The following is a 13,521-nucleotide window of genomic DNA, read 5'->3' on the forward strand; positions in this document are numbered from 1 at the left end:
AAATTTGGCTTGACATCTCGCTATGTTCCCCGGTTTAAGTTTGTTAAAGGGTTTCAAACGGGAGATATTGTCAAAGCAGTCGTTACCTCTGGCAAAAAAATTGGTACATACGTTGGACGTGTTGCCGTAAGAACGAGTGGCTCATTCAATATTTCCGCATCCGAATTGGTGTCGGGAATTAGCTACAAATATTGTTCAGTTATTCACAGAAAAGATGGTTACTCGTATGCAGCATAAACCTTGCCCCCCTTTTCCTCTCGCCGCTGACCTGGGTACAGGTACAGCGGGAGTCTCCAAGGGGGAAGAAAGATGAAAATTGCACCAACTCGCATCGCGAATTTTCAACACCAGCGACGCTTTTTAAGTGCGGTAACTGCTGTTTTAACCAGTAGCTTCATCAGCCAGCTTGTTTGGCCGTTTATCGGAAATCAACCAGCTTTTGCCCAAACATCAGCCTACTGCCAATTATCCCAAGAACAAGTCAATCAAAAAGAAGACTTGCGCCGCGCCGCGCTGTCGGGAAAACGGGAATCTCAGCAAGCATATTTTGCTGTTTTGAACAAACACGCGCGGGAAATAGCAGAATGCCGCAAAAAAACTTGGCCCGAAACCCAAGCAGTTTGGCTGCGTTTGTATCCCTGCGATGTCAGACCCGGAGAACTCGATCGAGTATTAGACAAAGTTGTGAATAAAGGCTACAACCAAGTCTATGTCGAAGTGTTTTACGATGGTCAAGTGCTTCTCCCAGCAGCCGACAATCCTACGGCTTGGCCTTCAGTTGTGAGAAATCGCGGTTACGAGAAATACGACTTGTTAGAAAAGGCGATCGCCAAAGGTAAACAGCGAGGTTTAAAAGTATACGCCTGGTTGTTTACCATGAACTTTGGCTATAGCTATGCTCAGCGTCCCGACAGACAGCAAACCCTCGCTATCAACGGTAAAAATCAGACAAGTTTAACAGTAAGCGAATACGCAGCAATTAACGAGGACTTCGGAGAAGTTCCGGGCAATCAAGCCTTTATCGATCCGTACAACCCACAAGCACGGCAAGACTATACTTTGTTAGTAAATCAAATAGTCAAGCGCAAGCCACAAGGAATGTTATTCGACTACATTCGCTATCTACGGGGCATCGGGCCCGCTTCAGTTGCTACCAAAGTTCAAGACTTGTGGATTTACGGCCCAGCATCGCAGCAAGTTCTTTTACAGCGGGCTAGCAATCAGCAAGGCCGAGATTTAATTCAGCGGTATTTGACTAGGGGATTTATCAATCCTAATGACGTTCAAGCAGTAGTCAAACAGTATCCAACTGAGCGAGAACCTCTTTGGCAGGGGCGAATTCCGCAGGCGATGTCAGTGCCAACTACAGCTTCTAGAAGCCAGAATGCCGCATCAAGATCGGCCTCAACAACTCCAGCCGCTAACAAGCCAAACCCTGCAACTCCCACACCAAAACCGACACCGCCGCTTCCCGATACCGGCACCCTGCAAAAAGACCTGTGGAAACTGAGTGTTGCTCACGCAGTCCAAGGGATTTTAGATTTTTTGGGGATAGCAATTCAACCCGCTCAAAGGATGGGAATTCCTGTAGGAGCAGTGTTTTTTCCTACTGCAAATCAAGCAGTAAATCAAGGAGGATATGATTCGAGATTGCAGCCTTGGGACACATTTCCGGCTGCTATAGAATTCCACGCCATGTCTTACGGAAATTGCGGGGATGTAAGCTGCATTGTGCCACAGGTGCAGCGGACAGTAAGTTTAGCGCCTGCGGGAGCAAAAATCATTCCTGCCATTGCTGGAGATTGGGGAAAACCTCTGAAAAATCGGCCGTCATTGGAGATCCAAATGCGGGCAATTCGATCGGCGACGCCACAAATTAATGCGGTGAGTCATTTTGCTTTTGGGTGGCAAGAACCGGAGGATGAAAGGGCACGGCAAACTTGCCGATTGTAGATAAGCTGTAGGTTGTAGAGATGCGATTTGTAGCGTCTCTACAAGATGAGATTTGTGCGATAATATTTTCAAAAGTGCCTTTCTGTTAGGAGCGGATAGTCATTCAAGTTTTATTAGGACAATACGGATTGTAATAAAAGTTAACACAAAGGAGTATTCCCTATGGTAAGTCAGCCCAAACCAGATCAGCAAGTATCCAACCAAGATTCAATTGATGACTTAAATTTGAGTCAAGAAGAAGATAACGGTGATGAACCATATGAAAAAGACAAATTGATATACGATCCTGATGAAATTAATATTTTCACCAAAGAACCAACGATCGAGGTACTCCTAAGAAGAATCAATGAGGACGCTCTCGATTTAGCACCGGACTTTCAGCGCCATGCAAACATCTGGAAAGATGACGCGAAAAGCAGACTAATTGAGTCGATCCTGATTCGGATTCCATTACCCGCTTTTTATATAGATGCAACTAATGAAAATAAATGGTTAGTCGTGGATGGATTGCAGCGGCTATCTGCTTTCAAGCAATTTATGAGCGATAAAACACTTAGGTTACGCGGACTAGAATACTTGATCAATTTAGAAGGCAAAAATTATGATGAAATCGGGCGCAGATACCAGCGTCGAATAGAGGAGACTCAGGTGACAGTTTATTTGATTGGAAAAGGTACCCCTCCTGAAGTTAAATATAATATTTTTAAACGGATTAATACAGGTGGGTTGCCGATGTCTCCTCAAGAACTCCGCCATGCTCTCAACCCCGGTAAGGCAACAAAGTTTTTAGCTAAGTTGGCTCTTTTACCAGAATTTCAGCAAGTTACTAATATTAGCAAATTGCGTAAAATGCGGATGGATGACAGAGAGTTTATACTGGGGTTTCTAGCTTTTACACTTACATCTTATCAAGATTACAAAAATGACACAAATGACAACAGAAGTGTGTTTTTAAGTCGCGCTTTATTTAAAGTAAATAATTTGCATGAAGAACAATTAAATATGATTGAAAGACAATTCAAAAAATCTATGATTGCAGCGTTTGAAATTTTCGGTAAAAGTGCTTTTCGTAAAATGTCTCAAAATCAAAATAGGCTGTATCCAATTAACAAAGCATTGTTTGAATGTTGGTCAGTTACTCTCAGTCAACTTAAGGAAGAACAAATTACTGTATTGAAAAAGCAAAAGCAAAGTTTAATTGAAAAATTCATCTATTATGTAGATAACGATCCAGATTTTATGGCATCTATATCTCAGGCTGCTGACAAAATAGAGTACAGATTTAGAAGAATTGAACAAATAATTAACGAGGTGCTGGCATGATTACTTCACTAAATTTGCTTAACTTCAAACCTTTTGCAAATCAATTATTAAACTTCAGGAAATTGACTTTATTTTCTGGTCTAAATAGCAGCGGTAAATCTTCGGTATTGCAATCGCTCCTGCTACTGCGACAATCTTATCAACAGGGTTTATTACCAGAAAAAGGGTTGGCGCTTAATGGGGATTTAGTGAAGATTGGTACTGCTCAAGACGCACTTTTTGAGGGAGCAAAAGAGGAATTAATTGGTTTTGACATTGTTTGGGGAAACAACCGCAAGGGGCTATGGCGTTTCAAATATGACAAAGAGGTAGATGTGTTGAACATTGAGTCGGAACAAGTTAGTTCAGAAGTGTATCAATCGAATCTTTTTGGTAATAACTTTCACTACCTTCAGGCAGAACGTATCGGGCCGCGTCCATTCAATGAAATGTCAGACTACCAAGTACGACAGCTCGACCAACTCGGTATTAAAGGTGAATATACTGCACATTTTCTTTCTGTGAAAGGGGGTCAAGTTATTCCTAATAGTAGTCTCAGCCATCCTGATGTAAAATCAAAGATTGAACCAGGTGATGTTCAAGTAAAATCAATGGAGTTGATAGACCAAGTGGAGGCGTGGATGGGAGAAATTAGTCCGGGTACGCGCCTCAAAATTGATGCCAAATCAGATGTCGATCTGATGAGTTTTCAATATTCCTATGGAGATAGCAATCCTTACCGTCCAACTAATGTGGGATTTGGAATTAGCTACACTTTACCGATTATTGTAGCGGCACTTGCATCAACACCTGATACAATCATTTTAATTGAAAATCCTGAAGCGCATCTCCATCCGAAAGGACAAGTTAAAATGGGTGAATTGTTAGCTTTGGCAGCTAGCGGTGGGGTTCAAGTTGTGATAGAAACTCACAGCGATCATGTTTTAAATGGGATTCGCCTTGCGGTTCACGGGGGTAAAATTGACCCGAAAGATGTTCAGTTGCACTACTTCCACCGTGACAATAAAGAAAAAAAAAGACAAGCTGTGACTGAGGTAATATCGCCAAAAATCGATCGCAACGGACGAATTGATCAATGGCCGAAGGGTTTTTTTGATGAGTGGGACAACAGCTTGGAGATTTTGTTGGAACCTGCGGTGGAAGGAGAATAAGCGATGGATTTGGAGATGGTGTTTAATGAACTGTCTGCCCGAACTCTTGCTCCTGATATTTCTACAGCACGACAATGGATGTCAGAATTGATTAGGACGATGGTTGCAGCTCAACGCTGTGGGCTGAAGGGAATTCGCATTCAAGCAGATTTTCATGCTATGATTCTTGCTGAAAGCTATCCTCTTTCTCGTTGGCGTAACGATCCTGAAGTTAATAAAGACGAGCGGACTTTTCTAAAAACGCTGGCAACTAAAACTCCTTTATCTGTTGATATTTCTGATGTAAGTATTAAAATAAAAGTAGAAGCTCTAGATTGTGAGTTGAGTTTACAGGGTATTCAAGCCGAAGGATTTAAAGTTTCTTATTACCTTGAAACATTGGCAATTAGTCTGAATTCAGAGTCATTGTGGAATAGCAGTTGTATCAAGTTAGAACTAATACAAATTGACGAGAATGGGGAACTGATAGAAGAAAGCGTAGAGGTTCTTCATGCTAGTCAGAAAAACCACGTTCTCGAACACGCTGATTGGATTAAGAAACGTCAGCAAACAGCGGTGGTTGATGGTTTGGAGCTTTGGAAACGTCGAGCTGAGTTATTCTCCAGCCTGGAATTTTGCGATCGCGTCAGCCAACAGATAGAAAGCCTTGTCGATCCGAAAATGTTACGACAAGTTGTCAGAAAGTTATTTGAGCTTGATGAATTATCTAAAAGCTGGACAGACGGAGCGCTAAATTTGGATAATCTTCCTAGTAAGGCATCTCCAGAGAGTGAGTCAAGACTTAAGCAGCTTAGAGAGCAACTAAATATTCAGTGTCTTGACGGGAAAAAGCGTATTTTCAGTTTGCACATCCGCATGACACCTGGAGCTTGGCGACTCCATTTCTGCACAGAATTAGGCCCCGGAAAGATAATCATTGGGTATATTGGCCCCAAAATAGAATAATTTACAGCGAATTTTGTTCGCAAATCCCCATAAACAGACATCTCAGCCAAATTAACTTCCTCGGAATTTCATCTGCGTTCCGAAGCGTTCATCTGCGGTTGAAAATCCCAATTATGCTAAATTTATTAACAACCATAAAACCCTTTATTAATCATCATGCAAAAACTACAAATAAGAGATATAAACCTCCGCTATTTAATCGATAACTTCGGCTTGCACCGAGTTCGCAACAGCGAATTTTTCCGAGAATGGCAAGAAAACTTACCCGAAGTAACCGACTCAGAAAAACAATTACTCGATCGCGTCCAAGACATATACTTCAACTTGGTAGATAACCCGCCTGTATTGGAAAATGCAGTCAAGCTAACAATCATCAGCCCCATTTTATTTATTGCCGGTCTGTATGAGTCTCCTTTTCAAGTGAAAGCCGAAAAGTCCATCGCCATTCAAGAGGAAGACGAAGGCAGAATCATCGAAGGCAGAATAGATATCCTAATTATGAAAGCAAACTTATGGGTGACAGTAATTGAATCCAAACAACTTTCGTTTTCAACTGACGAAGCACTTGCCCAACTCCTGACATATATGCTCGCCGATCCCGATCCAAAAACTCCTACTTTTGGGATGATTTCTACAGGTGCTAACTTCTCTTTTGTGAAGTTAGTCAGAGGCGAAATAGCGCAGTATGGCTTATCTCCAGAATTTGTAATCCGCAATCCCGGCAATGAATTGTACCGGGTTTTGCAGATTTTAAAACGCCTGAGTCAACTGCCAGACTAGCAATAAAAGCCATTTTGAGTTATCTTTCAAAGCAGACAATATCTAATATCTCAAATTTCAAACTGGTGCGAGCATGGTAAATTACTGGATAGTCGGCGCTGTGGCAATAGCTTCTGTCTGCTGGGCAGAAATAATACGAGACTTTTATCACGTCGTGTCGCATTATTGGGCACCCCTGCAAAAGCTGCACACTTGGCATCACCGCGTTTTCCGCCCGAATTTGACCCCCGTCAGCGAGACAATTTACAAGCAAGCACACTGGCGTCACGACGTGCCCGAAGCTGCGGCGATGATGATTTTGGGCTTGTTGCTGTGGGTTGTAGCTTATTTTGGGCTGCCGGAATATCACTGGGGTGCAGCAGCCGGTTGTATTTATACTTTAGGCTTTTTGTTGAGCGCGATCGCCCGCGGGTGTGGCATCAAGGGTGCAGATGAATTAACCGACATCACCCACCAACCGGGAGACTTTCTGACTCCCCCTGGCAAGTGGTTAGTTAATAAACCTTATCACTGGCGGCATCACTTCGACAATCAAAATGCTTACTATTGCGGTACTTTCACCTTAATAGATAAACTTATGGGTACAGCACTTTCTCTCAAAGGCAAAACTGTAGCCGTCACCGGTGCATCGGGAACTTTAGGGCGTTTGCTTCTCAAACACCTGCACCAAGCTGGTGCAAAAGTGATCGCCCTCTCATCGGGAAATGAGGAAATTACTTTGAATTTAGACGGCGAAAGTTTACCTGTAAAAACCGTAACTTGGCAAGCTGGCCAAGAGGCAGACTTAGCCCTCTTGTTAGAAAAAATCGATATTCTCGTCATCAATCACGGGATTAACGTACAGCGAGAAAGAACAGGAGAGGCGATCGCCAACTCATACGAAATTAACACTTTTTCCGCGTGGCGGCTGATGGAACTCTTTTTCTTAACAGTCCGCACTAACGAAAACATCGCTTGCAAAGAAGTCTGGATCAACACTTCCGAAGCAGAAGTAATTCCCGCTGTCAGTCCCCTGTACGAACTCAGCAAGCGCGCCCTGGGAGATTTAGTCACCCTCCGTCGGCTGGACGCACCCTGCATCGTTCGCAAACTGATTTTAGGGCCGTTTAAAAGCAACTTAAACCCGATCGGCATCATGTCTCCCGACTGGGTAGCGCAGCAAGTTGTCAAACAAGCTAAAGCCGATGCCCGCAATATCATCGTGACAATTAATCCTTTGACTTTTATCATTTTTCCAGTCAAAGAGTTTTTTGTTTCCCTCTACTTCCAAATGTTCAGCCGGAAAGCGATTTCAGAGATAAAGCAAGCTGCGGTATCTGAAAAATCTAGCGCGGAAGCAAAGATTAATTGAAAAACAAGAAACCCGGTTTTTTAGATAAACCGGGTTTCTAAGTGGGGATGTAATACCAAATTCGGCTTTAATACCCATTGTATTCTTTAGTCGCTCTCTGCATTGACCAAAGTTTGTGTAGGATCGGTTTTAACCGTTGAGTCTTATCTAATTACTAACCTCAGCCATTTCAATGACGCGACCATCGTAATCCTTGACCAAAAAGTTCAGCGGTTTTTCCCGGCGAATTTTATAACTAATGCCGCGAGTTTGTACCCTCATCAATAGCTGATCCAAACAATCGCGATCGAAACAAACGTGACGCGGGCGATTTTTTTCCCCTACACCGGCCCCGCTAATAATGTGCAGTTGGGTATTTTTCATCAACTGATACCACAAACCCTCGGGACTCCCCATTGTTTGAGATGTCGTTGCCCTCCCGACATTCGGCGACAAATACAGCGGATCGATACCTGTTGTGCCCAAAGTTTGCTCGTAATTGTAGTAGTAGTGCAGCGGCACTTCTGCTACTGGCAGGTTTAGCATACCTTCATAGAACTCCCTCGCTTGCCCGAGATCCGATACCATCACCGTGTGTACCTTCGGAGCACTGGTGAGAAACATCCACATCGCCCCCGCATAGGCGGCCAGCAGCATCACCATAATCCCTTGAGTCGAAAACAAGCTGTCCAGGGGCAGGGACGGCAAAAAAGAGCTCAAGTACAAAGGCCGAAGTCCAAAAGCAATAAAACTAACTGCTAGAGTCATGAATTATAAGAAAGGTAAACAACGAAATTTATCAAGATTGCAGTCGCGATCGCCCGCGAGACTTAAACTATTAGCTTAGCCATCTATGTTAGCAAAAACTAGCGGTTAGGCCCTACCCGATGAAAGTCTTTGTCTACGGCACTCTCAAACCGGGGGAGTGCAACTACCTCCGCTACTGCGAAGGAAAAGTTGTGAATGCTTACCCCGCGATCGCCCGCGGTCAACTTTTTGCGCTGCCGATCGGCTATCCTGCGATGATGGCCGGAGATGGCACAGTCTGCGGTTTTCTCCTCTGTTTCGCAAACTCGGCTATTTTGGACGATTTAGACCGACTTGAAGACTATCATCCGCTGCGGGAACCGACACAAAACGAATATCAGCGACAGTCCATCGAAATCTTCGATCGACACCTCAAACCTTTAGGCACGGCTTGGGCTTACTTCATGTTACCCGATCGCATTCGTTCTCTAGGAGGCATCTGGCTGCCCCACGGCACGTGGGAAAATAGGTTTTTCACCACATAAGGTGGTTAATGCCGATGAGCTTAGTAAATTGCCATTGCCGTGCGATCGGGCGGAGCGAACCTGTAAGCCTACTACTGTGCGGCAGGAAATTGAGGAGACATTAGACTTCTTGCAAAAGTCCTTTCGATCAAATTTTCGGACGGGCTCTCCGGCCCATCCCACAAGAGAAAAAACTTTTTGTGGGACGGGCTCTCCGGCCCATCCCAGCTATTTTTGCAAGAGGTCTATTGCTGTTGCCATCGCAAATATCCAAAAAACACGTGACAAGTGCGATCGCCCGCTCTAATTCCACTCGCTACCTACTCCGATATCAAGATGCGATCGCCTCACAATTCGTCATTCAAAGCCGGGAAAGCGTCAAAGGATCTTCCACCTTGAAAAACTGGGAAAAACAGCAAAAAGCCCCCTTTTTTCGGGAGCTTAGCGACTTTCGTTATTGTTCAAAACAGAAACCTTACTGCGCCTTTGGCAATGACTTTTGAGGGGTTGCTACACCAACTTTGGGAATATCCACGATCGGTGCATTCACCCCAAGCATCAAATCGTTGGGATTAACCATCTCCACCAGAGGCTCGTTTAAAGCCATCATCAAACCGTCAGATTCAGCAGGAACGGGCGATCGAGCAAACTGAGGAGCAAACAATTGGCGGCCGCCACCGACACCAGACACCACCGCAACCAACAAAGCTGCGATCGCACCTCCACCCAAAATCCAAGTTTGTTTCGGCTTGCGTTCCACCCGCTGCAAAACCTTCGTCGCCAACTCCTCGGCCGATTGTTCTGCAGCAGGCACCGGCATTGCCTGAAAACTCTGCTGCATCATCAGCAGTCGCGAGTACAAACGCTTCGTAGTGGGGTCATTTGTCAGCCACTCCTCAACTTGCCGGCGTTCTGTCGCCGTCACTTCACCGTCGAGGTAGGCACTTAGCAATTCAAAGCGATCGCGCATCATAGTAGTTACATTGCCCTGGGCATAATTGTTGTTAACTTGAGTTTCAGCGAGTGAATCCCCCACGCCTTGCTGATTCTGATTTTTATCGGATTCAAAGTTACCACTCATAATTTCAGACTTGCTCTAATTGGGGAATCACGCACTCGGTATTAGAATGATTTACTGCTTATTTATATTTTAAAAGAGAAGTTTTGATGTCACAGCAAACTTCACCAAATCTTCTTAACCCGCCTCTGAAATTACTCTTGCTAATTACCATCGAGATATTTTTGCAATTCCAACTGCAATCTTTGGCGAGCTCTAGCAATTCTCGACTTGACAGTTCCCAAAGAAACTCCGGTCATTTCGGCTATTTCCTCATAGGCTAAACCTTCTATTTCTCTCAAAACAATGGTCGTGCGGAATACTTCCGGCAAATCTGCGATCGCCACCCGCAACTGGTCGTAAAATTCTCTAGTCGTCAAATCTTCATCAGGCCCCGGACTGTCAGCCGGAATTTCCCAATCAACCTCGCCATCTTCCAGAGTACGAGGTACGTCGAGCGACAGCGGAGTTCGCACCCGCTTGCGCTTCCGCAACTCATCGTAAAACAAATTAGTGGCGATGCGGCTCAGCCAGCCCCGAAATTTAACAGGCTCTTGCAAACGGTTAATATTGCGGTAGACCCGAATCCACACTTCCTGAGCCAAGTCTGCTCGGTCTTGCCAGTCAGGGGCCAAGTGATAGAGAACCCTGTCTACGTGGGACTGATACCGCTTCAACAGTTCTGAAAAGGCCGTGGTCTCAGGTCGATTTCCTTCCTGACACCGCAACACCAAGTCATAATTAGAGAGTTTTTCGGCTGGCAATTGCACTCTTTGAACGGTCGCCACAACCGCAGACCAGGACACGGAAATAAAGTCGCTCATCGGTGGAATTGGCTCATCGAACATTCCACACTTTTTGACGTTAGGAGATCGTAACAAGTTCCCCTCTTCAATCTCAAATCTCAAATCTCAAATCTCAAATCTCAAATCTCCCATCGATTGACTAATGCCCGACCACCTCGCACGCTCCAATACTAACCCAACTGCTAGAACCGTCGGCCCAATGTTCTTTTTTCCAAATCGGTACATTGTGTTTGAGCGTATCTATGGCGTACTGGCAAGCTGCAAAGGCTGAGTCCCGGTGGGGACAGCCAACAGCCACCAGTACGCTGATTTCGCCCACCTGCAAGTGTCCGACGCGGTGGTGAATGGCGACCCGATTGACATCGGCCCACTGGCGGCGGATTTCAGTAGCAATTTGCTGGAATACTCGCACGGCCATCGGTTCGTAGGCTTGATATTCTAGGGAAACTACAGCTTGACCGTCGGTTTGGTTGCGGACTGTACCGCTCATCATTACCACGGCTCCGTTCGCGGGGTCATCTGCCAAAGCGTATATTTCCTTTACAGACAACGGCGCTAAGGTAATGGCGAAGCTGTCGGATTCATGGCGTTGAGGAATTGTGCCGAGAGAAAGTGCAGCGAAGGAGTTCATTGCCAAAGAAGAGGTGCTGGATAAGTTAATTGATCTTGACACAAATCAAGTCGCGATGGATTTGTCTTGCATTCTTGTCGGGGACACAGGGAGACTAATCTTGAGACCCATCTCGTAGCACGCGTAAGAGCGTGACGCCATCGCCCCGAACTTCTGCACCAGTGCGATCGGCTACACTATGACTGGCCCGAAGCAAATTAAGATCGTGCTTGAAGACAAGCCGGATGCTTGTTCGATAGAATTAACTGCCGATATTGCTGTAGCAATTCAATAAATAAGCACCAAAATAAGTAGTGTCATTCGCAACTCAGTACAAGCCATTCCCCACCCCAATCGATAACTTCGTTCCCTTTGTAAGGACACAGTTAAGTTTAATTCTGCCCGGAGTTCTGATCCGCGTCGGCAAAATTGTTAGCAGTCGATGTAAACTTTATTTATTTTTTTGTTCCGGAAAGCTACATCAATGACATGATATACCTGTGCATGGTTCAGGCAAATTGGCGGATACTTGGCAACAGCAAGACCATAACGCCCTCTTGTGCCTTTTCTGAAACATAAGTTAATGGTTTGGGCTGTTAATTGAGGTTTCGACCTGAGTCTGCACCAACAAATGTTAACAACAATCACGAGGAAACTATGGAAGCACTAGCATTGAGCCACTCTTTTGTTGCTTATGAATCTCCAGAGTCCGAACTCCAAGTCAAGTCGTTAGACCAACTGGGCTTGAAAATTCCTAATTCTGCATGGATAGGCGTTGCAGGTATGGCAGTAGCCCTATCTATTCTGACTGTCGGTGGCGAAGCGCAAGCAAGTTGCCACTACTCCCGCTGCGGCAAGAAAAGCCATCACGGCCATCACAGCTACGCCAAAGTTGTCACGAATGGCGGCCGACTGAATATCCGCCACCGCCCCAGTAGCTGTTCTGGTGTAATCGGCAAGTTATATTATGGAGACCACGTAAAATTGACCGGTCGTTACAAAAACGGCTGGGCCCAACTCAAAGGTGGTGGCTGGGTGTCTGCGTCCTGGCTTTCCTAACTCTTAACTAGAACACTTTACATTTCTAGAAAGAGTTTTAATCGTTACCCGGCTCTACTGGGTAACGATTATTTTAAAGAGCCTGAAAATCATGGAATATCCGAAATTCATGGCTAACAACTAACAGCCTAAACTTTACCGCCGCCGATTAGATAAAGTAATGCCATCCGCACCGCCACGCCGCTGGTAACTTGCTGAGAAATCAGGCTAAACTGGGCATCGTCCATCAAATCCGAACTAATTTCCACGCCGCGGTTGACCGGGCCAGGGTGCAACACCTTCACATCCGGCTTGCAGAGTTTGAGCCGATCGCGCGTAATCCCGTACAAAGAATGATACTCTCGTAAGCTCGGCAGCAAATGGTCGCTCATCCGTTCCTTTTGCAGCCGCAAAGTCATCACAAAATCAGCATCGGCCAAAGCAGGTTCAAGCTGCCAATGCAAAAATAATTTGCCTTCCCTACCATCGCCACACTCAGCAAACAACAGCGGTAGCAAAGTTGGCGGCCCTGCCAAATGAACCTCGGCCCCAGAAGCCGTTAGACTCCAAATATTAGACCTAGCCACCCGCGAATGCAAAATATCCCCCACCACAGCAATTTTTTTGCCCGCTAAAAGTTCCAGCCGCGGACGTTCGGTATCTAACAGAGCACAAATAGTAAATAAGTCTAGCAAACCTTGCGATGGGTGTTCGTGCTGGCCGTCTCCAGCATTGAGAACGCTGACTCTCGAACCCAAGCGATCCATTTCCGAAGCAATCGTGCTGGGAACTCCAGCTTGTTCGTGCCGGATCACCATCAAATCCGTTCCCATCGCCAGATAAGTCTTAGCCGTATCCAGAATAGTCTCCCCCTTCGTCAGAGAAGAACTTCCCGGCGTAAAATTTAGCGTATCCGCTGACAGCCGCTTCGCCGCCAACTCAAAACTATTGCGAGTCCGGGTAGAAGGTTCAAAAAACAAATTCGCGACCACTTGACCCTGCAGGGCCGGCACTTTCTTCGTGCGGCGGCCGAGCACCTCCCGAAAACTGGCTGCTGTTTGCAGCACCGTATCGTATTCGTCCGAGGTAAAATCAGCCAGAGTGAGAATGTGTCGCCTTGTCCAAGTCATACAATTTTAGATTTTAGATTTTAGATTTTAGATTGACCGAAAACAATGGGATACAAGCCTCCCCCTTTTAGGGGGACTTTCGGTTCTGAATTTCTCCGAGAGGATTTTGAATAAATGCAGTGCTGTT

14 protein-coding genes and 1 pseudogene are annotated in these 13,521 nt (G+C 45.4%); 10 read left to right on the forward strand and 5 right to left on the reverse strand.

Going from position 1 to position 13,521, the window contains the following annotated elements; translation table 11 throughout:
* From QUB24_RS21265 to QUB24_RS21295, 7 genes and pseudogenes are all read left to right on the forward strand, one after another.
* Positions 1 to 237, forward strand: a pseudogene (locus tag QUB24_RS21265) (RNA-guided endonuclease IscB); the annotation flags it as partial.
* 72 nt (positions 238 to 309) lie between these two features.
* Positions 310 to 1,953 (forward strand): family 10 glycosylhydrolase, encoded by a 1,644-nt coding sequence (locus QUB24_RS21270; protein WP_333155233.1) that lies wholly within the window; start codon positions 310 to 312, stop codon positions 1,951 to 1,953.
* A 162-nt stretch (positions 1,954 to 2,115) separates the two neighbouring features.
* Positions 2,116 to 3,276, forward strand: a complete 1,161-nt coding sequence (locus QUB24_RS21275; RefSeq protein WP_333155236.1) for a DUF262 domain-containing protein — start codon at positions 2,116 to 2,118, stop codon at positions 3,274 to 3,276.
* Positions 3,273 to 4,427, forward strand: coding sequence for a DUF3696 domain-containing protein (locus QUB24_RS21280; protein ID WP_333155238.1), 1,155 nt, complete (start codon positions 3,273 to 3,275; stop codon positions 4,425 to 4,427). Before QUB24_RS21275 ends, QUB24_RS21280 begins: the two co-directional genes overlap by 4 nt.
* Before the next feature lie 3 nt (positions 4,428 to 4,430).
* Positions 4,431 to 5,372 (forward strand): hypothetical protein, encoded by a 942-nt coding sequence (locus QUB24_RS21285; protein WP_333155240.1) that lies wholly within the window; start codon positions 4,431 to 4,433, stop codon positions 5,370 to 5,372.
* A gap of 156 nt (positions 5,373 to 5,528) precedes the next feature.
* Positions 5,529 to 6,152 carry a restriction endonuclease subunit R gene (locus QUB24_RS21290; protein WP_333155242.1) on the forward strand — a complete coding sequence of 208 codons (624 nt, stop codon included), beginning with the start codon at positions 5,529 to 5,531 and terminating at the stop codon, positions 6,150 to 6,152.
* Between the two features lie 73 nt (positions 6,153 to 6,225).
* Positions 6,226 to 7,503 carry a bifunctional sterol desaturase/short chain dehydrogenase gene (locus QUB24_RS21295; RefSeq protein ID WP_333155244.1) on the forward strand — a complete coding sequence of 426 codons (1,278 nt, stop codon included), beginning with the start codon at positions 6,226 to 6,228 and terminating at the stop codon, positions 7,501 to 7,503.
* A 147-nt stretch (positions 7,504 to 7,650) separates the two neighbouring features.
* Here QUB24_RS21295 and QUB24_RS21300 read toward each other — a convergent pair whose 3' ends face one another.
* Positions 7,651 to 8,250, reverse strand: a complete 600-nt coding sequence (locus tag QUB24_RS21300; protein ID WP_333155246.1) for a glyoxalase-like domain protein — start codon at positions 8,248 to 8,250, stop codon at positions 7,651 to 7,653.
* Between the two features lie 119 nt (positions 8,251 to 8,369).
* Between QUB24_RS21300 and QUB24_RS21305 the strand changes: the two genes are divergently transcribed.
* Positions 8,370 to 8,774 (forward strand): gamma-glutamylcyclotransferase, encoded by a 405-nt coding sequence (locus QUB24_RS21305; RefSeq protein WP_333155249.1) that lies wholly within the window; start codon positions 8,370 to 8,372, stop codon positions 8,772 to 8,774.
* 233 nt (positions 8,775 to 9,007) lie between these two features.
* Positions 9,008 to 9,256, forward strand: coding sequence for a hypothetical protein (locus QUB24_RS21310; protein ID WP_333155251.1), 249 nt, complete (start codon positions 9,008 to 9,010; stop codon positions 9,254 to 9,256).
* Here QUB24_RS21310 and QUB24_RS21315 read toward each other — a convergent pair.
* The 3 genes from QUB24_RS21315 to QUB24_RS21325 all read right to left on the reverse strand — a co-directional run bounded on the left by QUB24_RS21315 (position 9,229) and on the right by QUB24_RS21325 (position 11,247).
* Complete coding sequence (locus QUB24_RS21315; protein WP_333155252.1) at positions 9,229 to 9,834, reverse strand: zf-HC2 domain-containing protein; 606 nt, start codon at positions 9,832 to 9,834, stop codon at positions 9,229 to 9,231. The two genes, QUB24_RS21310 and QUB24_RS21315, sit on opposite strands and share 28 nt — an antisense overlap.
* 140 nt (positions 9,835 to 9,974) lie before the next feature.
* Positions 9,975 to 10,634, reverse strand: a complete 660-nt coding sequence (locus tag QUB24_RS21320; protein WP_041622468.1) for a sigma-70 family RNA polymerase sigma factor — start codon at positions 10,632 to 10,634, stop codon at positions 9,975 to 9,977.
* 121 nt (positions 10,635 to 10,755) lie between these two features.
* Positions 10,756 to 11,247 carry a molybdenum cofactor biosynthesis protein MoaE gene (locus QUB24_RS21325; RefSeq protein WP_333155253.1) on the reverse strand — a complete coding sequence of 164 codons (492 nt, stop codon included), beginning with the start codon at positions 11,245 to 11,247 and terminating at the stop codon, positions 10,756 to 10,758.
* 636 nt (positions 11,248 to 11,883) lie between these two features.
* On the opposite strand from QUB24_RS21325, the gene QUB24_RS21330 reads away from it, so the two are divergent.
* Positions 11,884 to 12,285: an SH3 domain-containing protein gene (locus tag QUB24_RS21330; RefSeq protein ID WP_333155254.1), complete on the forward strand. Its 402-nt coding sequence runs from the start codon at positions 11,884 to 11,886 to the stop codon at positions 12,283 to 12,285.
* Between the two features lie 128 nt (positions 12,286 to 12,413).
* On the opposite strand, the gene QUB24_RS21335 is transcribed toward QUB24_RS21330, so the two are convergent.
* Complete coding sequence (locus QUB24_RS21335; protein ID WP_333037021.1) at positions 12,414 to 13,394, reverse strand: aspartate carbamoyltransferase catalytic subunit; 981 nt, start codon at positions 13,392 to 13,394, stop codon at positions 12,414 to 12,416.
* Positions 13,395 to 13,521 lie beyond the last annotated feature (127 nt).

This window comes from Microcoleus sp. B9-D4, from assembly GCF_036705105.1.
Lineage (GTDB): Bacteria > Cyanobacteriota > Cyanobacteriia > Cyanobacteriales > Microcoleaceae > Microcoleus.

Excerpts from the sequence above, each read along its gene's own strand:
- QUB24_RS21270 (WP_333155233.1), top strand. The coding sequence starts at position 310 with ATGAAAATTGCACCAACTCGCATCGCGAATTTTCAACACCAGCGACGC.
- QUB24_RS21275 (WP_333155236.1), top strand. The coding sequence starts at position 2,116 with ATGGTAAGTCAGCCCAAACCAGATCAGCAAGTATCCAACCAAGATTCA.
- QUB24_RS21280 (WP_333155238.1), top strand. The coding sequence starts at position 3,273 with ATGATTACTTCACTAAATTTGCTTAACTTCAAACCTTTTGCAAATCAA.
- QUB24_RS21285 (WP_333155240.1), top strand. The coding sequence starts at position 4,431 with ATGGATTTGGAGATGGTGTTTAATGAACTGTCTGCCCGAACTCTTGCT.
- QUB24_RS21290 (WP_333155242.1), top strand. The coding sequence starts at position 5,529 with ATGCAAAAACTACAAATAAGAGATATAAACCTCCGCTATTTAATCGAT.
- QUB24_RS21295 (WP_333155244.1), top strand. The coding sequence starts at position 6,226 with ATGGTAAATTACTGGATAGTCGGCGCTGTGGCAATAGCTTCTGTCTGC.
- QUB24_RS21300 (WP_333155246.1), bottom strand. The coding sequence starts at position 8,250 with ATGACTCTAGCAGTTAGTTTTATTGCTTTTGGACTTCGGCCTTTGTAC.
- QUB24_RS21305 (WP_333155249.1), top strand. The coding sequence starts at position 8,370 with ATGAAAGTCTTTGTCTACGGCACTCTCAAACCGGGGGAGTGCAACTAC.
- QUB24_RS21315 (WP_333155252.1), bottom strand. The coding sequence starts at position 9,834 with ATGAGTGGTAACTTTGAATCCGATAAAAATCAGAATCAGCAAGGCGTG.
- QUB24_RS21320 (WP_041622468.1), bottom strand. The coding sequence starts at position 10,634 with ATGAGCGACTTTATTTCCGTGTCCTGGTCTGCGGTTGTGGCGACCGTT.
- QUB24_RS21325 (WP_333155253.1), bottom strand. The coding sequence starts at position 11,247 with ATGAACTCCTTCGCTGCACTTTCTCTCGGCACAATTCCTCAACGCCAT.
- QUB24_RS21330 (WP_333155254.1), top strand. The coding sequence starts at position 11,884 with ATGGAAGCACTAGCATTGAGCCACTCTTTTGTTGCTTATGAATCTCCA.
- QUB24_RS21335 (WP_333037021.1), bottom strand. The coding sequence starts at position 13,394 with ATGACTTGGACAAGGCGACACATTCTCACTCTGGCTGATTTTACCTCG.